Source organism: Streptomyces sp. NPDC048659 (assembly GCF_040650575.1).
GTDB lineage: Bacteria > Actinomycetota > Actinomycetes > Streptomycetales > Streptomycetaceae > Streptomyces.
The window spans coordinates 1-18,362 of record NZ_JBEZHM010000028.1 but is presented as its reverse complement, the minus strand read 5'-3'; the positions used below and the strand labels follow the sequence as shown (position 1 = coordinate 18,362).

17 protein-coding genes are annotated in these 18,362 nt (G+C 73.2%); 12 read left to right on the top strand and 5 right to left on the bottom strand.

The genetic code is table 11. From position 1 onward, the window contains the following. Window positions 1-10 precede the first annotated feature (10 nt). The 3 genes from AB0C99_RS21665 to AB0C99_RS21655 all read left to right on the top strand — a co-directional run bounded on the left by AB0C99_RS21665 (window position 11) and on the right by AB0C99_RS21655 (window position 4,728). Complete coding sequence (locus tag AB0C99_RS21665; protein ID WP_362477268.1) at window positions 11-634, top strand: GntR family transcriptional regulator; 624 nt, start codon at window positions 11-13, stop codon at window positions 632-634. 331 nt (window positions 635-965) lie between these two features. Then, window positions 966-3,680, top strand: coding sequence for a pyruvate dehydrogenase (acetyl-transferring), homodimeric type (gene aceE, locus AB0C99_RS21660; protein WP_362477265.1), 2,715 nt, complete (start codon window positions 966-968; stop codon window positions 3,678-3,680). 79 nt (window positions 3,681-3,759) lie between these two features. After that, the gene (locus AB0C99_RS21655) at window positions 3,760-4,728 is read left to right on the top strand and encodes a WYL domain-containing protein (RefSeq protein ID WP_362477262.1); all 969 of its coding nucleotides are present in this window, start codon (window positions 3,760-3,762) and stop codon (window positions 4,726-4,728) included. Between the two features lie 33 nt (window positions 4,729-4,761). Here the strand turns inward: AB0C99_RS21655 and AB0C99_RS21650 are convergent, their stop codons facing one another. Next, entirely contained in the window at window positions 4,762-5,685 is a 924-nt protein-coding gene (locus AB0C99_RS21650; RefSeq protein ID WP_362477259.1) for an SDR family oxidoreductase, read from the bottom strand. A gap of 99 nt (window positions 5,686-5,784) precedes the next feature. On the opposite strand from AB0C99_RS21650, the gene AB0C99_RS21645 reads away from it, so the two are divergent. Further along, window positions 5,785-6,306: a DUF4240 domain-containing protein gene (locus AB0C99_RS21645; protein ID WP_362477470.1), complete on the top strand. Its 522-nt coding sequence runs from the start codon at window positions 5,785-5,787 to the stop codon at window positions 6,304-6,306. An 84-nt stretch (window positions 6,307-6,390) separates the two neighbouring features. Here the strand turns inward: AB0C99_RS21645 and AB0C99_RS21640 are convergent, their stop codons facing one another. After that, entirely contained in the window at window positions 6,391-7,185 is a 795-nt protein-coding gene (locus tag AB0C99_RS21640; protein WP_362477256.1) for an SDR family oxidoreductase, read from the bottom strand. A gap of 121 nt (window positions 7,186-7,306) precedes the next feature. Here AB0C99_RS21640 and AB0C99_RS21635 point away from each other — a divergent pair, with 121 nt between their 5' ends. Next, window positions 7,307-7,984, top strand: a complete 678-nt coding sequence (locus AB0C99_RS21635) for a TetR family transcriptional regulator (protein ID WP_362477253.1) — start codon at window positions 7,307-7,309, stop codon at window positions 7,982-7,984. Between the two features lie 197 nt (window positions 7,985-8,181). Here AB0C99_RS21635 and AB0C99_RS21630 read toward each other — a convergent pair whose 3' ends face one another. Further along, window positions 8,182-8,679: a GNAT family N-acetyltransferase gene (locus AB0C99_RS21630; RefSeq protein WP_362477250.1), complete on the bottom strand. Its 498-nt coding sequence runs from the start codon at window positions 8,677-8,679 to the stop codon at window positions 8,182-8,184. Between the two features lie 46 nt (window positions 8,680-8,725). Here AB0C99_RS21630 and AB0C99_RS21625 point away from each other — a divergent pair, with 46 nt between their 5' ends. Both AB0C99_RS21625 and AB0C99_RS21620 read left to right on the top strand, forming a co-directional pair. Continuing rightward, complete coding sequence (locus AB0C99_RS21625; protein WP_362477247.1) at window positions 8,726-9,646, top strand: TIGR01777 family oxidoreductase; 921 nt, start codon at window positions 8,726-8,728, stop codon at window positions 9,644-9,646. A 245-nt stretch (window positions 9,647-9,891) separates the two neighbouring features. Continuing rightward, complete coding sequence (locus AB0C99_RS21620) at window positions 9,892-11,187, top strand: NAD(P)/FAD-dependent oxidoreductase (RefSeq protein ID WP_362477244.1); 1,296 nt, start codon at window positions 9,892-9,894, stop codon at window positions 11,185-11,187. Window positions 11,188-11,230: 43 nt separating this feature from the next. On the opposite strand, the gene AB0C99_RS21615 is transcribed toward AB0C99_RS21620, so the two are convergent. Further along, entirely contained in the window at window positions 11,231-12,676 is a 1,446-nt protein-coding gene (locus AB0C99_RS21615) for a regulator (protein WP_362477241.1), read from the bottom strand. 357 nt (window positions 12,677-13,033) lie between these two features. On the opposite strand from AB0C99_RS21615, the gene lipB reads away from it, so the two are divergent. The 4 genes from lipB (at window position 13,034) to AB0C99_RS21595 (ending at window position 16,028) form a co-directional block, all read left to right on the top strand. After that, window positions 13,034-13,852 (top strand): lipoyl(octanoyl) transferase LipB, encoded by an 819-nt coding sequence (gene lipB / locus AB0C99_RS21610; RefSeq protein ID WP_362477239.1) that lies wholly within the window; start codon window positions 13,034-13,036, stop codon window positions 13,850-13,852. Between the two features lie 102 nt (window positions 13,853-13,954). Then, window positions 13,955-14,932: a lipoyl synthase gene (gene lipA / locus AB0C99_RS21605; RefSeq protein WP_362477237.1), complete on the top strand. Its 978-nt coding sequence runs from the start codon at window positions 13,955-13,957 to the stop codon at window positions 14,930-14,932. A gap of 165 nt (window positions 14,933-15,097) precedes the next feature. Then, window positions 15,098-15,307, top strand: coding sequence for a hypothetical protein (locus AB0C99_RS21600; protein ID WP_351659363.1), 210 nt, complete (start codon window positions 15,098-15,100; stop codon window positions 15,305-15,307). A gap of 10 nt (window positions 15,308-15,317) precedes the next feature. Beyond that, entirely contained in the window at window positions 15,318-16,028 is a 711-nt protein-coding gene (locus AB0C99_RS21595) for a DUF4191 domain-containing protein (protein WP_362477235.1), read from the top strand. An 87-nt stretch (window positions 16,029-16,115) separates the two neighbouring features. On the opposite strand, the gene AB0C99_RS21590 is transcribed toward AB0C99_RS21595, so the two are convergent. After that, the gene (locus tag AB0C99_RS21590) at window positions 16,116-16,583 is read right to left on the bottom strand and encodes an RDD family protein (protein WP_362477232.1); all 468 of its coding nucleotides are present in this window, start codon (window positions 16,581-16,583) and stop codon (window positions 16,116-16,118) included. A gap of 223 nt (window positions 16,584-16,806) precedes the next feature. Here AB0C99_RS21590 and glnA point away from each other — a divergent pair, with 223 nt between their 5' ends. Further along, window positions 16,807-18,231 carry a type I glutamate--ammonia ligase gene (gene glnA / locus AB0C99_RS21585; RefSeq protein WP_362477229.1) on the top strand — a complete coding sequence of 475 codons (1,425 nt, stop codon included), beginning with the start codon at window positions 16,807-16,809 and terminating at the stop codon, window positions 18,229-18,231. The last annotated feature ends 131 nt before the right edge of the window (window positions 18,232-18,362 follow it).

Sequence of the window (18,362 nt, the reverse complement as noted above, 5' to 3'; positions counted from 1 at the left end):
AGCGGCTTCCATGACCATGCCCGTCGTCCATTCGCTGCGCGAGCAGATCCGCGAGCACATCGTGGAGGGCATCGTCAGCGGGCGCTGGAAGCCGGGCGAGCGGATCGTGGAGCGGCGGATCGCGACCGAGCTGGAGGTCTCCCAGACCCCGGTGCGCGAGGCGCTGCGGGAGCTGGAATCGCTGCGGCTGATCGAGTCGGCGCCGAACAAGGGCGTCCGGGTGCGCAATCTGACCGCGGCCGACCTGGAGGAGAGCTATCCGGTCCGGGCCGGCCTGGAGCAGATCGCGGCGGAGCTCGCGGCGGACCGGCTGGCACGGGACTGCTCGACCCTGGAGCCGCACGTGGCGGCGCTGTACGAGGCGGACGCCGCCGCGGACGGCACGGCGCAGGTGCGACACACGGTGGCCTTCCACCGGGAGCTGGTGAAGGCGGCGGGCAACAGCGTGCTGCTGCACACCTGGGAGACGCTCGGCATCGAGGTCTTCACGGCGCTGTCGATCCGCTGGCTGGGCACGGTGCAGAAGTCGTACGCGGAGGAGCACCAGGAGCTCGTGGAAGCCTTCCGCAGGGGTGACCCGCACATCGGGGCGCTGGTGAAGGCGCACGTCCTCGGCTGCGCGCCGAGGGCGTGATTCCGGCCACGCGCCGACCCCGTATCCCTCGGTCATTCCTTGATCGTTTATTGGGCGGGCCCGTTTCGAACGGGCCCGCTCATTCGTGCGTACGGGGCCTCAATCGCTGCTTCACCTGCGGAAATCCTTCGAAAACTAGGCACCGGGTGCCCTTTTTCGCGGCACCCTGTGCCGACTTTTGTGTTCCAGGCAAGTTTTTCCCTTCAACACTTTGATCGATCATCGATCGTCGGCTTACAGTCTTCGGCGGGCCGTACCCCGGCCCTTCGCCCTGTCCTGCCAGACACGGCTTCTTTTTTCAGCACCCCCTCCTGTCCGGAAGGCGGCGATCATGACCGATCCCGTAGGCAAGATTCCGAGCGAGCTCGACCAGCTCCCGGACCGTGACACCGAGGAGACCGCCGAGTGGGCGGCCTCCCTGGACGCCGTCACCAAGGCCGCCGGTCCGCACCGGGCCGCCTACCTGATGCGCCGCACGCTCCAGCACGCCGAGGGCGCGGGCCTGGCCCTGCCCAAGCTGCTGGAGACGGACTACGTCAACACCATCCCCACCTCCGCCGAGCCCTCGGTCACCGAGTTCGGCGGCGACGAGGAGATGGAGCGGAGGATCACCGCGTGGAACCGCTGGAACGCGGCCGCGATGGTCACCCGCGGCTCCAAGCACGGCGTCGGCGGCCACATCGCCACCTTCGCCTCCGCGGCCTGGCTCTACGAGACCGGCTTCAACCACTTCTTCAAGGGCAAGGAGTCGGGCGCCGCCGAGGGCTCCGGCGACCAGCTCTACATCCAGGGCCACGCCTCCCCCGGCATCTACGCCCGCGCCTTCCTCGACGGGCGGCTGAACGAGGGCCACCTCGACAACTTCCGGCAGGAGTCCGGCGGCAACGGCCTGCCCTCCTACCCGCACCCGCGCCGGCTGCCCTGGCTGTGGGAGTTCCCCACCGTCTCCATGGGCCTCGGCCCGCTCTCGGCGATCTACCAGGCGCGCTTCAACCGCTACCTGACCAACCGCGCCATCAAGGACGTCTCCGCCTCGCACGTGTGGGCCTTCCTCGGCGACGGCGAGATGGACGAGCCGGAGTCGACCGCCGCCCTGGCGCTCGCCGCCCGCGAGGGCCTGGACAACCTGACCTTCGTCATCAACTGCAACCTGCAGCGCCTCGACGGCCCGGTCCGCGCCAACTTCAAGATCGTGCAGGAGCTGGAGGCCCAGTTCCGCGGCGCCGGCTGGAACGTCGTGAAGTCGCTGTGGGGCAACGCCTGGGACGAGCTGTTCGCGCTCGACACCACCGGCGCCCTGGTCCGCCGCCTCCGCGAGGTGCCGGACGCGCAGGTCCAGACGTACCAGACCCGCGACGCCGCCTACATCCGCCAGGACTTCTTCGGCAAGGAGCCGGCCCTCGTCGAGCTGGCGAAGCTGCTCTCGGACGACAAGATCCTGGAGTGCTTCCACCTCTCCCGCGGTGGCCACGAGCCGCGCAAGGTCTACGCCGCGTACAAGGCCGCCCTGGAGTTCAAGGGCGCGCCGACCGTCATCCTGGCGCAGACCGTCAAGGGCTTCACCCTCGGTGAGGGCTTCGCGTCGAAGAACGCGAACCACCAGATGAAGAAGCTCACCACCGACGAGTTCAAGAACATGCGGGACCTCCTCGAACTGCCGATCTCGGACGCGCAGTTCGTCGACGGCCAGGTGCCGTACGGCCACCCGGGCGCCGACGCCCCCGAGGTCCGCTACCTCCAGGAGCGCCGCGCGGCCCTCGGCGGCCCCGCCCCGGCCCGCCGGACGCACCCGCTCGCGCCGCTGCCGGCCCCGGCCGACAAGACCTTCGCCGCCTTCGACAAGGGCTCCGGCTCGCAGTCGATCGCGACCACGATGGCCTTCGTCCGCCTGGTCAAGGACCTGGTCCGCGACAAGGAGACCGGCAAGCGCTGGGTCCCGATCGTCCCGGACGAGGCCCGCACCTTCGGCATGGAGTCGCTCTTCCCCTCGCTCGGCATCTACTCGCCGAAGGGCCAGACGTACGAGCCGGTCGACCGCGACCAGCTGATGTACTACAAGGAGGCCGTCAACGGCCAGATCCTGAACGAGGGCATCACCGAGGCCGGCTCGATGGCCGACTTCATCGCCGCCTCCACGTCGTACGCGACGCACGGCGAGGCGATGATCCCGTTCTACATCTTCTACTCGATGTTCGGCTGGCAGCGGACCGCCGACCAGATGTGGCAGCTCGGCGACCAGCTCGGCCGAGGCTTCCTCGTCGGCGCCACCGCCGGCCGCACCACGCTGACCGGTGAGGGCCTCCAGCACGCCGACGGGCACTCCCCCGTGATCGCGGCCACCAACCCGGCGGCGCTCACCTACGACCCGGCGTTCGCCTACGAGGTCGCGGCCATCGTCAAGGAGGGCCTGCGCCGCATGTACGGCGAGGCGGCCGAGGGCGAGGACCAGAACGTCTTCTACTACCTCACCGTCTACAACGAGCCGATGCCGCAGCCGGCCAAGCCGGCGGGTGTCGACGAGGGCATCGTCAAGGGCCTGTACCGCTTCAACACGGCCGAGTCGGCGGGCCTGGAGCTCCCGGCGAACGCCGCGCGGATCCAGCTCCTCTCCTCCGGCACGGCCATCCACTGGGCCCTGGAGGCGCAGAAGCTGCTCGCCGCCGAGTGGGGCGTGGCCGCCGACGTGTGGTCCGCCACCTCCTGGACCGAGCTGCGCCGCGACGCGCTGGAGGCCGACGCGGCCCTGCTGCGCGGCGAGGAGCGGGTGCCGTACGTCCGCCAGGCCCTGGAGGGCGTGGACTCCCCGGTCCTCGCCGTCTCGGACTACATGCGCCAGGTCCCGGACCAGATCGCGCAGTGGGTCGAGCAGGACTGGTCCTCGCTGGGCGCCGACGGCTTCGGCCTGTCGGACACCCGTGACGCGGCCCGCCGCCACTTCGGCATCGACGCCCAGTCGATCGTCGTCGCCGCGCTCGCCCAGCTCGCCCGCAAGGGGCAGGTCCAGGCCGCGTCGGTGAAGGAGGCGCGGGAGCGCTACGGCCTGTAGGGGCCGACGGCCGACGAGGGCCGCGGGCCCGTAGGGGCCTCTTGATCCGCCCGAGGCGGGCGACGCGCATGATGGAGTCATGCGTGCCGCCCGCCTCATCAAGTTGGTGCTCCTGCTCCAGTCCCGGCCGTCCATGACGGCCGCCGAACTCGCCGCCGAGCTGGAGGTGTCGGAGCGCACCATCACCCGGGACGCCCTCGCCCTCTCGGAGGCGGGGGTGCCGGTCTACGCGGACCGGGGCCGGGCGGGCGGCTACCGGCTGGTCGGCGGCTACCGGACCCGGCTGACCGGGCTGGCGCGCGGCGAGGCCGAGGCGCTGTTCCTGTCGGGGCTGCCGGAGGCGCTGCGGGACCTGGGGCTGGCGGACGCGGCCTCGGCGGCGCGCCTGAAGGTGGCGGCGGCGCTGACGCCCTCGGTGCGGGACGCGCCGGAGGCGGTGGGGCGGCGCTTCCACCTGGACGCGCCCGCCTGGTACCAGGACCCGGAGACGCCCGCGCTGCTCGCGCCCCTCGCGGAGGCGGTCTGGGACGACCGGCCGGTGCGGGCCCGCTACCGGCGGGGCGACGGCGAGGTGGAGCGCGCGCTCCAGCCGTACGGGCTCGTCCTGAAGGCGGGTGTCTGGTACGTGTGCGCCCGGCCGGCGGACGGCGGCTCCTTCCGGACCTACCGGGTGGACCGGTTCACCGAGGTGGCGGCGGCGGACGGGCGCTTCGAGCGGGATCCGGACTTCGACCTGGCGGCGTTCTGGACCGAGCGGTCCGCCGAGTTCGCGCGCTCGCTGCTGCGCGCGGAGGCGGTGCTGCGGCTGAGCCCCGAGGGGGCGCGGCGGCTGCCGCACGTGACGGACCGGGCGGCGGCCGAGGAGGCGCTGGCGGCGGGCGGCGTGGACGCGGCCGGCCGGGTCACGGTGACGCTGCCGGTGGAGAGCGAGGACGTGGCCTTCGCGCAGCTCCTGGGCCTGGGCGCGGAGGCGGAGGTGCTGTCCCCCGCCTCCCTGCGCGAGCGTTTCGCGGCGGCGGCCCGCGCGCTGGCCGGGCTGTACGGATAGTCGGTAGTCCTACCGGGAGGACTAGCGGCAGGACTAGCGATAGTCCTCCACCCGGGTGTCCGGTTCGGTCTCCTTGGCGACGATGAAGCCCCAGGAGTCGGGCCGGGAGCCGTCCGCGTCGGTGAAGCCGTACTCCTTCGCGAGCTGTCCGCTGTCGAGCGAGCGGCCGTTCCAGCGGGCCCGGCCGGGGTCGGCGGCGAGGGCGGCGACGGCCCGGCCGACGTAGACCGGGGACTCGGAGACGCCGAAGTCGGGGAGGTCCTTCACGGCGTCGCGCCAGTTCTCCTCGGTGACGCCGAAGTGGGCGAGCATCTGCTCGGAGCGGAGCCAGCCGGGGCTGACGCAGACGGCGGTGCCGCCGTACTCCTTGAGCTCCTCGCCGAGGCCGAAGGCCATCCGGATCGGGGCGTTCTTGGCGAGGTCGTAGAAGAGGTTCTCGCGGTAGCGGGTGGTGTTGTACGCGGCGGTGCCGTCGGTGACCTCGACGAGCAGTGCGCCGGGGGTGCGGATCAGCAGCGGGAGCGCGGTGTGGGAGGTGATGGCGTGCGTCTTCACGCCGAGTTCCAGCATCCGCAGCCCGCTGTCGAGGTCGTACTCCCAGCTCTTCGTCCCGAAGGTGAGGAGGTGCTCGCCGCCCCAGACGTCGTTGACGAGCACGTCGAGCCGGCCCTGCTCGCGGTCGATCCGCTCGATCAGGGCGCGGACCCGCTCGGGTTCGAGGTGGTCGGTGGGGACGGCGATGCCGGTGCCGCCGGCGGCGGTGACGAGCTCGGCGGTCCCCTCGATGGTCTCGGTGGTGCGGCCGACCTCGCTGACCTTGTCGCGGGTGGTGCGGCCGGTGACGTAGACGGTTGCTCCGGCGGCGCCGAGCTGGACGGCGATGGCCCGCCCGGCGCCTCGGGTGGCGCCGGCGACGAGGGCGATCCGGCCGGAGAGGGGCTGCGTTTCGGTGGTCATGGAGCGACCCTGTCAGCTAATCCCGACATCTTCCGTCCGGATTGTTTTCGGCCGTTTCCGGGTGCGTCGCCCGGCGGCAGCCACGATGCTGGACCCGTGATGGACGAGACGGAGTTCTGGGAGATCATCGACTCCACCCGGGAGGGCGCCGACGGCGACCCGGAGGAGCACGCCGAGCTGCTCGTGGAGCGGCTGACGCAGCTGGACCCGGATGCCGTCCTGGACTTCGCGCGCCATTTCGAGGCCCGCTTCAACCGGGCGTACACCTGGGAGCTGTGGGGCGCGGCGGCGGTGCTGTTCGACGGGGCGGGGGACGACACGTTCGACTTCTTCCGGTGCTGGCTGATCGGCCAGGGCCGGGAGGTGTTCGAGGGGGCGGTGCACGAGCCGGACGCGCTGGCGGAGCTGCTGGACGCCTTCGACGAGGAGATCGACGGGGACGGCGAGGAGCTGGGCTTCGCGGCGGACGAGGCGTACGAGCGGCTGACCGGGGTGGAGGCGCCGGACCTGGGGATCCCGCCGCAGGCGGCGGAACCGGCGGGCACCCCGCTCGACCTGGCGGACGACGGGGTGCTCGCGGGCCGCTTCCCGCGGCTGTGGGCCCGGTTCGGTCCCGGCTGACGGAGGGGGCGGGGGTCGCCGGGACCGGACCGGGCGGTCTCCCACTCCCCGGGCGGGAGCACCGGGGCGTGTCCGCGGCGGGCGTCAGAAGTGCGTGCCGCCGTCGATGCGGACCTCGGTGCCGGTGATGAAGCGGCCGTCCTCGGAGGCGAGCATGGCGACGACGCCGGCGACGGTCTCGGGGCCGGCGAAGCCCTGGCCGAGCGCGGGGGCCAGCTTGCCGAAGAGCGACCAGTCGGTGTCCTCGGGCAGGCCGGGGCCGGCGGACTGCTTGCTGGCGCCGCTGCCGTCGGTCATGCCGGAGGAGATGGAGCCGGGCTGGACGGCGGTGAAGCGGATGCCATGCTTGGCGTACTCGGCGGCGAGCGCGTGGGTCATGGACTGGATGCCGCCCTTGCTGGCCGCGTAGGCCGCCATGTAGGGGTGGGCGAACATCGCGGAGGTGGAGGAGAAGTTGACGACGGCGGCGCCGTCGCCCTCCAGGAGCGCGGGGATGGCCTCGCGGATCATGAGGAAGGTGCCGGTCAGGTTGACCCGCAGCACCTGCTCGAAGGCGTCGAGGCTGGTCTCGTGGGTGTGCGAGGAGCGCAGGATGCCCGCCGCGTTGACCAGCACGTCCAGGCCGCCGAGGGCGGTGACGGCGGCGGCGACACCTTCGCGTACGGAGGACTCGTCGCCGATGTTGACGACGAGGGTCGTGAGGCGGGCGGCGTGCTCGCCGGCCTTGGCGACGGTGTCCTTGAGGCCGTCCTCGCTGATGTCCGCGGCGACGACGCTGCCGCCCTCCGCGAGCATCCGCAGGACGGTGGCCTGGCCGATGCCGGAGCCGCCGCCGGTGACCAGGGCGCGGCGTCCTTCGTAACGGGTGAGCTGGTTCATGACGGCAACCTCTCGATGTCAAGCTATCCGGGGGATGTCTGCCACCGTACGCCCGCATGGCACGTTTTGCCATAGCTGCACGGCATGCACTCTTGGCAGTCGGGGGCGTACGCTGGGTGGTGTGAGCGACACGAACCCGGCCGGCCGCGCCGCCCCCGCGAGGACCCCCTCCCTGACCGAGCGCCGCAAGGCGGCCACCCAGCTGGACATCGCGCGCGCCGCCGCCGAGCTCTTCACCGAGCGCGGCCCGGACGACACCACCGCCGAGGACGTCGCCCAGCGGGCCGGGGTCGCGCTGCGCACCTTCTACCGCTACTTCCGCTCCAAGCAGGACGCGGTGGCCCCGCTGCTCGCGGGCGGCGCCGACCGCTGGCGCGCCGAGCTCGCCGCCGGGACCCCGCCCGGCACGGCGGTGCCCACCGCCCTGGAGCGGTCCATCGCCGCCTCGCTCGCCGCCGAGGGCGAGGAGGCGGCGGAGGGCCTGCGCTGGACCCGGGGGCTGCTGCGCGCGGCGGCGCACGACCCGGCGCTGCGGGCCGTCTGGTACCGGGTCAACCAGGAGTCCGAGGAGCGCCTGCGGGAGGTCCTGGCCGGCCTCGCGGGCCCGGCGGCGGACCCCCTGGAGGTGCGCCTGGCCGCCGCCGCGGCGACGGACGCGATCCGGATCGCCCTGGAGACCTGGTCCGAGACGGACGCCCCGGTCCACGGCGAGGCGTCCCCGGCCGCGCTCGCGGTCCGCTGCCTGCGCGAACTGACGGGCGGCCTGCGGATCCTGGGGGCGGCGGACGGGAAGGGCTGAGCACGGGGCCGGGTGCCGGACGGGGGCGGCGTGGCGCCTAGCGCGCGGGGCCTGGAGCCGGGCGCGCGCGGCCGGGAGCCGGGCGCGCGGGGCCAGGTGCCCGGCGCGCGGGGCCTGGAGCCGGGCGTGTGCGACCCGCGCACTCCGGCGCGCACCCCACGGCCCCGCTCAGTCCGGCCGACGCCCCAAGACCCCGCTCAGTCCAGCGGACGCCCCATGCAGACGTCGTCCACGTACGTCCCCGCCAGCAGGAACTCCCCCGGCAGCACGCCCTCCACGGCGAAGCCCTCCGCCTCGTAGAGCGCGCGGGCCGGGGCGTTGTGGCCGAGGACGCGGAGGGTGATCCGGGTGGCGCCCTGCCGGCGGGCCCGGTCCATGGCGGCGCGCACCAGCGCGCGGGCCACGCCCCGGCCCCGGGCCGCCTCGCCCACCACGAGCCCCTGGATCTGCCGCACATGGGCGTTGCTGGGCAGCGGGATCGCCCGGACCAGCCGGACGAAGCCCACGACACCCGCCTCCGGCACCTCCGCGACCAGGTAGTCCTCGGGGTGGTGCCGCTCGTCGAAGAACGGCTCGTCGCCCTCGGGGGCGGGCAGCACCGCGTGCAGGGGCGACCAGCTGACGCGGTCGAGCTCGGCGAGGGCGGGCTCGTCGCCGAGCCGGGCCACGCGTATCCGAATCTCCGGAGCGATCATGCGGGCCACTGTGCCACGGACCGGCCCGGAAGGGCAGGATGAAGCCATGCAGCCCTCCTCCCGACCCGCCCCCCGCAAGCGCGTCGCCGTCACCGGCGCCACGGGCCTGATCGGCTCCGCGCTCGTGCGCTCCCTGCGCGCCGACGGCCACGACGTCCTGCGCCTGGTCCGGCGGCCCGCCGCCGCGGCCGACGAGGTGGAGTGGGACCCGGCACGGCTCTACGTGGACGCCGCCGGGCTCGTCGGCGTCGACGCGGTCGTGCACCTGGCGGGCGCGGGCGTCGGCGAGCGGCGCTGGAGCGAGGCGTACAAGAAGGAGATCCGCGACAGCCGGGTGCTCGGCACCCGCGCCGTCGCCGAGGCCCTCGCCTCGCTGGCCGCGCCGCCCGAGGTGCTGGTCTGCGGCACCGCGCTCGGCTACTACGGCGACACGGGCTCCCGCGCGGTGGACGAGAGCGCGCCCGCGGGCGAGGGCTTCCTGCCCTCGGTGTGCGTCGAGTGGGAGGCCGCCGCGGCCCCCGCCGAGGCGGCCGGCATCCGGGTCGCGTACGCCCGCACCGGCCTGGTCGTGGCCCGCGAGGGCGGCGCCTGGGGGCGGCTCTTCCCGCTCTTCCGGGCCGGTCTCGGCGGCCGGATGGGCGACGGGAGCCAGTACTGGAGCTTCATCGCGCTGCACGACGAGGTCGCCGCGCTGCGGCACCTGGTGGACACCCCCGGGGTGTCCGGCCCGGTGAACCTGACCGCGCCCGAGCCGGTCACCAACCGCGAGGTGACCGCCGCGATGGGCCGGGTGCTGCACCGCCCGGCCTTCTGCCACGTGCCGGCCGCCGCGCTGCGGCTGGCGCTCGGGGAGTTCGCCCAGGACGTGCTGGGGAGTCAGCGGGTGCTGCCGGGGCGCCTGTTGGAGACGGGTTTCGACTTCGCCTTCCCGACCATCGACGAAGCGGTACGGGCCGCCGCCCGCTGACCACCGCGCCGGCCGCGCCCCCGCTCCGGGGGCGCGCCCGGCCCCGGCAGCCCCCGCCACCTCGTGGCTTTCCCTCCCCGTCCGTCCCGCTTCACCCGCCGTGCGCTCCCCCGTGCTGCGTGCACCCCGTCGCGCGCGGCTCCACGGTGTGGGAGCGCTGCCTACTCTTCTGCGAACTCGGGCATTCCGGGGGCGCGTTGGGGGCATAGGCCCCCCACCAACCGCGCCGACCTGGGGAGGGACACGTGCTCAACAACTCGGACGTCGTCGTCGTAGGAGCCGGGGTCGCGGGTCTCGCGGCGGCCAGGCTGCTGACCGAGGCGGGGCTCTCGGTCACGGTCCTGGAGGCCGCGCCGCGGATCGGCGGCCGGATGGCGACGGACACCGTCGACGGCTTCCGGCTCGACCGGCTCGGGCCGCTGCTGACCACACAGCAACTGGAGGGCGTCCCGCTGCGCCCCTTCGCCCCGGGGGTGGTCGTGCACAGCGACGGCCGCTACGGGCGCTGGGGCGCACCGCACGCCCCGTGGACCTCACGGGGCGCGGGAGCCCCGGGGATGGGGGGAGCGCGTGCCCGGGCACGCGCCCTCGCGAGCGCCCCGCGCAATCCGGCCACCTCGCTCGACCAGGCGCGGCTGGGGGCCTCGCTGGTCCGGCTGGCCACCACGCCCGCGCCGCGGCTGCTCGGCCGCGCGGAGCGGGGCGCCCGCGAGGCGCTGACGGCCCGGCTGCCCGCCCGTACGGTCCAGGGCGTGCTGCGTCCGCTGGTGGCCGCGCTGCTGGGCGACCCGGACCTGTCGACCTCCAGCCGCCGCGCGGACCTCGCGCTGCGGTCCTTCGCCCGGGGCCGGGTGAGCGTGCCGGCGGGCGGCTCGGACGCGCTGCCGGAGCGGCTCGCGGCGGCGCTGCCGCCGGGCACGGTCCGCACCGGGGTGCGGGTCACCGAGGTGTCGATCGCCCGGGTCACGACGGCGGAGCACGGGGTGTTCGGCTGCCGCGCGGTGGTCCTGGCGACCGGCGGCCGGACGGCGGCGGAGCTGCTGCCGGGGCTGTGCGTGCCGGAGTACCACGCGGCGACCGTGCTGCACCACACGGCTCCGTTCGCGCCGACCGGGGAGCCGGTGCTGCTGCTGGAGTCCGACGCGGGCGGGCCGGTGGCGCACTCGGCCGTGATGAGCGCGGTCGACCCGTCGCGGGCGCCGGACGGGCGGGCGCTGATCACCTCGACGGTGCTGGGGACCGCGCCGGACGACACGGAGCGGCGGGTCCGCAAGCACCTGGCGACGCTGTACGGGACGTCCACGGACGAGTGGGAGCTGCTGGGGCTGCGCCACACCCCGTACGCCTTCCCGGCGATGCGGCCCCCGTTCGACCCGGAGCGCCCGGTCCGGGTGCTGTCGGGGCTCTACGTGTGCGGGGACCACCGGGCCACCGGCACCCCGGTGGGCGCGCTCACCTCGGCGCGGCGGGCGGCGCTGACGCTCCTCGCGGACCTGGGGCTGCGCCCGGCGGGCCCGGCGCCGGCGGAGCGGGCGGCCTGACGGGCCGGGGGGCGGGCCGGGCCGAGGGGCGGGCCGGGCGGCGCTATCCCAGCGCCGCCACCCGGTCGCGGTAGGTGCGGACGGCGGGGGCGTCGCGGTAGGGCTCCAGGCGGCGCTCGAAGTCGCGGACGTACTCGACCGCGCGGGCCGAGCGCATCTCGGACGCCTGCTGGGCGGCCTCGGCGCCGAGCGCGCACGCCTGGTCGAGCTCGCCGAGGGCGAGCCGGGCGGAGGCGAGGACGACCCGGCAGAAGAGCCGGCTGCGGGCGTAGCCGGGGGCGCGGAGCTGGAGGGCCCGCTCGGCGTGCTGGGCGGCGGCCCGGTACTGCTGGAGGTCGCGGTGGCAGTGCCCGAACTCGTCCGCGAGCTGGGCCTCGTCGAAGGGCCGCGCCCAGTAGGGCACCTCGTCGCCGGGCCGGGCGGCCTCCAGGGCGCGCTCGGCCCGGGCGAGGGAGGCGCCGCAGGCCCGCGCGTCGCCGAGGACGCCGTGGCCGCGGGCCTCCACCGCGTACAGCAGTGCCTGGACGACGGGCGGGGCGGCGGAGCCGACGCCCTGCTGGGCGACCCGGGCGAGCTGGACGGCCTCGCGGCCGTGCCCGAGGTAGACGGCCTGGTGGCTCATGGTGATCAGGACGTACGAGCCGTACGCGCGGTCCCCGGCGGCCTGCGCGAGCCGCAGCGCCTGGACGAAGTAGCGCTGGGCGAGGCCGTGGGCGGCGATGTCGTACGAGGTCCAGCCGGCCAGCCGGGTGAGGTCGGCGGCGGCGCCGAAGAGCCGCCGGCCGGTGTGCTCGCCGTAGCTGCCGCGCAGCATCGGCTCGGCCTCGTGCTCCAGGTAGCGGACGAGGGCCTGGCGGGCGTGGCCGCCGCCGTAGGCGTGGTCGAGGGTGCGGAAGAGCTCGCCGACCGAGCGCAGGGCCGCGATGTCGCCGCCGGAGACCCGCTGGCCGGGGCCCCGGTCGGTGCCGCGCTGGCGGGGCACCGAGAAGCGGCCCTGGGCGGGCACCCGCTCGGCGGCGGGGCCGCCGGTCTCGCCGCGCGCGACCCGCTCGTCGGCGCGCCCGATCAGCCAGTCGCGGCTGGGGACGACGAGTCCGGCCGGGGTGAAGGCGATCTTCCGCAGCTCGGCGTGGCTGCCGGAGTCCTTGCGCCACAGCCCGCTGACGATGTCCACGGCCTCCTCGGGGGTGGCGGCGAACTCCAGCCCGGCGTAGACCGGGGCGCAGGCGTCGAGCCCCAGGTCCTGGGCGGAGAGCCGGCGCCCGAGGCGCCGGGTGAAGACCTCGGCGATCAGCGCGGGGGTGGTGCCGCGCGGCTGCTGCCCGCGCAGCCAGCGGGTGACCGACGTCTTGTCGTACCGCAGGTCGAGCCCGTGCTCCAGGCCGAGCTGGTCCACCCGTCTGGCGAGGCCCGCGTTGGAGAAGCCGGCCTCGGTGATGAGCGCGGCGAGCTGGCGGTTCGGGATGCGCTGCGGGGGTCGTTCCGTCATCGGCTGTGCGGTCTCCTGCCTTCCGGGCCCGGGTGGCAGCCCGCCCGGCATGGACCTTCTTGGGCCCTCTTGAACCCTCATGGAACGGCGTGAATTTAGCGGCCCGCTCCGCCCTAACCGCCACCTTCGCCCCAGATTCATCCGATCGTGTGAGGAACGCGGAGGGTTATTTACGGCCGTGCCCGAAGCGAAGGGCTCCGGAGCAGCGCGCTCGCGGCCCGGCGCACCTGCCGGACGGCTGTTCGGCGTTCCGCCGTACAGTGGCATGGGCGCGTATGACGCATGGTGCCGAGCCGGCTCCCGCCCCGGGACGATCCCCCGGAACCCGGCCTTCGGCATCCAGGAGGAGGCATGGCCGTGAGTGAGCTGCGATTCGTCCGTCTGGGCTTCGGCGAGGACGCCGTGGAGTACCGGGCGGCCTGGGACAAGCAGCGCGAGGTGCACGCCGCCCGGTTCGCGGACGAGGTCGGGGACACCTGTCTGCTGCTGGAGCACCCGCCCGTGTACACGGCGGGCCGGCGCACCGCCGAGAACGAGCGCCCCCTGGACGGGACCCCGGTCGTCGACGTGGACCGCGGCGGCAAGATCACCTGGCACGGGCCCGGCCAGCTCGTCGGCTACCCGATCATGAAGCTGCCCCGGCCGGTCGACGTGGTCGCCCACGTCCGCCGCCTGGAGGAGGCGCTGATCCGCACGGCCGCCGACTTCGGCCTGGAGACCACCCGGATCGAGGGCCGCAGCGGCGTCTGGGTGCTCGGCGACCCGGTCGAGCGGCGCCCGGCGCTCGGCGGGCTCTCGCTGGACTTCGACCCCCGGCTGACCGACGAGGAGTTCGACCCCCGCCTCAACGGTCCCGAGTACGCCCCCTCCAACGCGGGCCAGCGGCGCGAGGACCGCAAGCTCGCCGCGATCGGCATCCGGGTCGCCAAGGGCGTCACGATGCACGGCTTCGCGCTGAACGTGAACCCGGACAACACCTGGTTCGACCGGATCATCCCCTGCGGCATCCGGGACGCCGGGGTGGCCTCGCTCGCCGCCGAGCTGGGCCGGGACGTCACCATCGAGGAGGTGCTCCCGGTCGTCGAGCGGCACCTGCGCGAGGTCCTGGAGGGCGCGGAGCTCAGGCCCCGCGAGGTCGAGCGCGCCGCCGCGGAGACCACTTCCGCCGCCGTCTGAGGAATGCGTGGTCCTGGCCAGAGGTTGGCCAGACGTAGTAAGGCATGGGAAGCAACGGCGTACCCTGGTGTGCGCCGAAGAATCGAAGCTACAGGAGCCGATGTGTCCGCAGTCGCACCCGACGGACGCAAGATGCTGCGCCTGGAGGTCCGGAACGCCCAGACCCCCATCGAGCGCAAGCCCGAGTGGATCAAGACCCGCGCGAAGATGGGCCCGGAGTACAACAAGCTCCAGGGCCTGGTGAAGAGCGAGGGCCTGCACACGGTCTGCCAGGAGGCGGGCTGTCCCAACATCTTCGAATGCTGGGAGGACCGCGAGGCCACCTTCCTCATCGGCGGCGACCAGTGCACGCGCCGCTGCGACTTCTGCCAGATCGACACCGGCAAGCCGGAGGCGCTCGACCGTGACGAGCCCCGCCGCGTCGGCGAGTCCGTCGTCACGATGGACCTGAACTACGCCACCATCACCGGCGTCGCCCGCGACGACCTGGCGGACGGCGGCGCCTGGCTGTACGCGGAGACCGTCCGCCAGATCCACGAGCAGACCGCGGCCCGCGCCGAGGGCCGCACCAAGGTCGAGCTGCTCGCCCCCGACTTCAACGCGGTCCCGGAGCTCCTCGCGGAGGTCTTCGCGTCCCGCCCCGAGGTCTTCGCGCACAACGTCGAGACGGTGCCGCGGATCTTCAAGCGGATCCGCCCCGGCTTCCGCTACGAGCGCTCGCTGGACGTCATCACCCAGGCCCGTGACTACGGTCTGGTCACGAAGTCGAACCTGATCCTCGGCATGGGCGAGACCCGCGAGGAGATCAGCGAGGCCCTCCAGCACCTGCACGACGCGGGCTGCGAGCTGATCACCATCACGCAGTACCTGCGCCCCTCCGTCCGGCACCACCCCGTCGAGCGCTGGGTGAAGCCGCAGGAGTTCGTGGAGCTGAAGGAGGAGGCCGACGAGATCGGCTTCTCCGGTGTGATGTCGGGCCCGCTGGTCCGCTCCTCGTACCGGGCCGGCCGGCTCTACCAGCAGGCCATCGAGAAGCGCGCGGGCGCGGCCGAGGGCGCCAACGCCGCCCAGGCCGTCTGACCGGGCCTTTTCCCCGCCTCGCCCGACGCGGCCGTCCCCCCGGGACGGCCGCGTCGGCGCATCAGGGTTTCATCAGTGTTTGACCGCCGGGTCACGCACTGGTAACACCGATGCGTGAGGCTGTACTCACTCACCGCCACCGAGCGTTCACGGAGGCCCCCTCCCATGCAGGCCGCGCAGATCCGCGCCACGGCGCTCCCGTCCGTCACCGACGCCCTCCGGGCCGTCGAGTCCCTGCTGCTCTCCCGAGGCCAGCGCAGGGCCCGCCGCAACGCCTGGACGTCGGTCCTGGAGGACCGCCGCCGGGCCAAGGACCGGGTCGAGGCCCAGCACGTGCTGGAGGCGGTGTCGGGCCAGGCGTCCCGGGCCACGTAAACTTCTGGACATGGCGAGGAGTGCAAACACGGGCGGCGCTGACGCCGCGAACCCCGGGCGACTGAAGCAGATCGCCCTCACGTACAAGATGACCCGGAAGGCCGACCCCAAGGTCGGGCTCATCGTCGCGGGCGTGGGCATCGTCGTACTCGGTGTCTTCCTCGCGGTCGGCTTCCTGATCGGGCACCCGGTCTACCTGGGCATCCTCGGCTTCGTGCTGGCGTTCCTGGCGATGGCGATCATCTTCGGCCGGCGCGCCGAGAAGGCCGCCTTCGGGCAGATGGAGGGCCAGCCGGGCGCGGCCGCGGCGGTGCTGCAGAACATCGGGCGCGGCTGGACGGTCACCCCGGCGGTCGCGATGAACCGCAGCCAGGACGTCGTGCACCGGGCGGTCGGCCGTCAGGGCGTCGTGCTGGTCGGCGAGGGCAACCCGAACCGGCTGAAGACGCTGCTCGCGGCCGAGAAGAAGAAGGTCGCCCGCATCGTCTTGGACGTGCCGGTGACCGACATCATCGTCGGCAACGACGAGGACCAGGGCCAGGTGCCGCTGAAGAAGGTCCGCACGAAGATGCTGAAGCTTCCGCGGCTCCTCTCCGGCCCCCAGGTGACCGCCGCCAACGACCGGCTGCGGGCGATGGGCGACCTGATGAGCAACATGCCCCTGCCGAAGGGCCCCATGCCCAAGGGCATGCGGATGCCTCGCGGCGGAAAGATGCGCTGAGCGCCGTACGCGTAGAACGGGAGGCGCCCCGGACCTGACCCGGTCCGGGGCGCCTCCCGTTTCGCGTTCCCGCTCCCGATCCCGGTGTCAGATGCGGACCTGGACGGCGCCGGAGAAACGGTCGTGCAGACCTCGGCCGTCCCGGTCCCAGATCAGGGCCGGCAGGGCCAGGCAGACCAGGACGCTGCGCAGCACCACGCGCGGGAGGGCGAGCCGTCCGCCGCGCGCCGAGACCACCCGGAGGCCGAAGAGGCGCTTGCCGGGGGTGAAGCCGACCGTGCCGACCGTGAGCACGCTCATGACCAGCAGGATGACCAGCGCCCAGTTGCCGGTGGCCTGGCTGTAGCCGTCGGTGATCAGGCCGTATGCGATCACCATGCAGAGGGCCCAGTCGACGGCGAGGGCGCCGAGCCGGCGGCCGGGGCGGGCGATCGAGCCGGGCCCCTCCTCGGGCAGGCCGAGCTGCTGCCCCCGGTAGCCGAAGTCGACACCGGCCTCCTCCGCCGCCGCGCGCGGTCCGGAGAGCCATGATCCGAGTGCTTGCCTGTTGTCCACGCGACCACGGTACTGTGCCCGATTTTGATCACTTCGGCCTGGGTCGGCGAGGGGCGCCGCGTGGCCCGCGGCACACCCGGCCCGGTTAACTTCGACGAAACAAATGGGTCATGCTTGAGAAATCCCGTCTGCCTATGGTCGGGTCCTGCGTGTGCCACCGCACTGGCCGCACGACCGAGCTGCAAACCCCGCCCCTCCCCGGGCCGGGAGTAGGAGGAGTTGGATGTCCGAGAAGCACGGGTTCCAGAACGCCGACGAGGTCCAGAAGTTCATCAAGGACAACGACGTCAAGATGGTCGACGTCCGCTTCTGTGACCTCCCGGGCGTGATGCAGCACTTCACGATCCCGGCGACGGCCTTCGACCCGGCGGAGGAGCTCGCGTTCGACGGCTCGTCGATCCGCGGCTTCCAGGCGATCCACGAGTCGGACATGGCCCTGCGCGCCGACCTGTCGACGGCCCGGGTGGACCCCTTCCGCCGCGACAAGACGCTCAACATCAACTTCTTCATCCACGACCCGATCACGGGCGAGGCGTACAGCCGCGACCCGCGGAACATCGCGAAGAAGGCGGAGACCTACCTGGCCTCCACCGGCATCGCCGACACCGCCTACTTCGGCCCCGAGGCCGAGTTCTACGTGTTCGACTCGGTGCGCTTCGAGACCTCCGCGAACCAGGGGTTCTACCACATCGACTCCGAGGCCGGCGCCTGGAACACCGGTGCGGAGGAGAACAACCGCGGCTACAAGGTCCGTTACAAGGGCGGCTACTTCCCGGCCCCGCCGGTCGACCACTTCGCCGACCTGCGCTCGGAGATGTCCCTGGAGCTGGAGAACGTCGGCCTGCAGGTCGAGCGCCAGCACCACGAGGTCGGCACCGCCGGCCAGGCGGAGATCAACTACAAGTTCAACACCCTGCTCGCCTCCGCCGACGACCTGATGCTGTTCAAGTACATCATCAAGAACGTCGCCTGGCGCAACGGCAAGACCGCGACCTTCATGCCGAAGCCGATCTTCGGCGACAACGGCTCGGGCATGCACGTCCACCAGTCGCTGTGGTCCAACGGCGACCCGCTGTTCTACGACGAGGCCGGCTACGCGGGCCTGTCGGACACCGCGCGCTACTACATCGGCGGCATCCTCAAGCACGCCCCGTCGCTGCTCGCCTTCACCAACCCGACGGTGAACTCGTACCACCGCCTGGTCCCGGGCTTCGAGGCCCCGGTCAACATGGTGTACTCGCAGCGCAACCGCTCCGCCGCCATGCGCATCCCGATCACGGGCTCGAACCCGAAGGCCAAGCGCGTCGAGTTCCGCGCGCCGGACCCGTCCTCGAACCCGTACCTCGCCTTCTCCGCCCTGCTCCTCGCGGGCCTCGACGGCATCAAGAACAAGATCGAGCCGGCCGAGCCGATCGACAAGGACCTGTACGAGCTGGCTCCCGAGGAGCACGCGAACGTCCAGCAGGTCCCGACCAACCTGGAGGCCGTCCTCCACGCCCTGGAGGACGACAACGAGTACCTCCAGGCCGGCGGCGTCTTCACCTCGGACCTGATCGAGACCTGGATCGACTACAAGCGCACCCACGAGATCGCCCCGATCCAGCTGCGCCCGCACCCGCACGAGTTCGAGCTCTACTTCGACCTCTAGGCCACCGGGGGTCCGTGGACCCTCGCGCACCGCGGAGCCGTGACGGACGGGCCCGGTCGGCATCACGCCGGCCGGGTCAGGGTGTCGTTCGACATCTTCTTGCCCTCACGGATGGAGGTCATGAGGTTCGA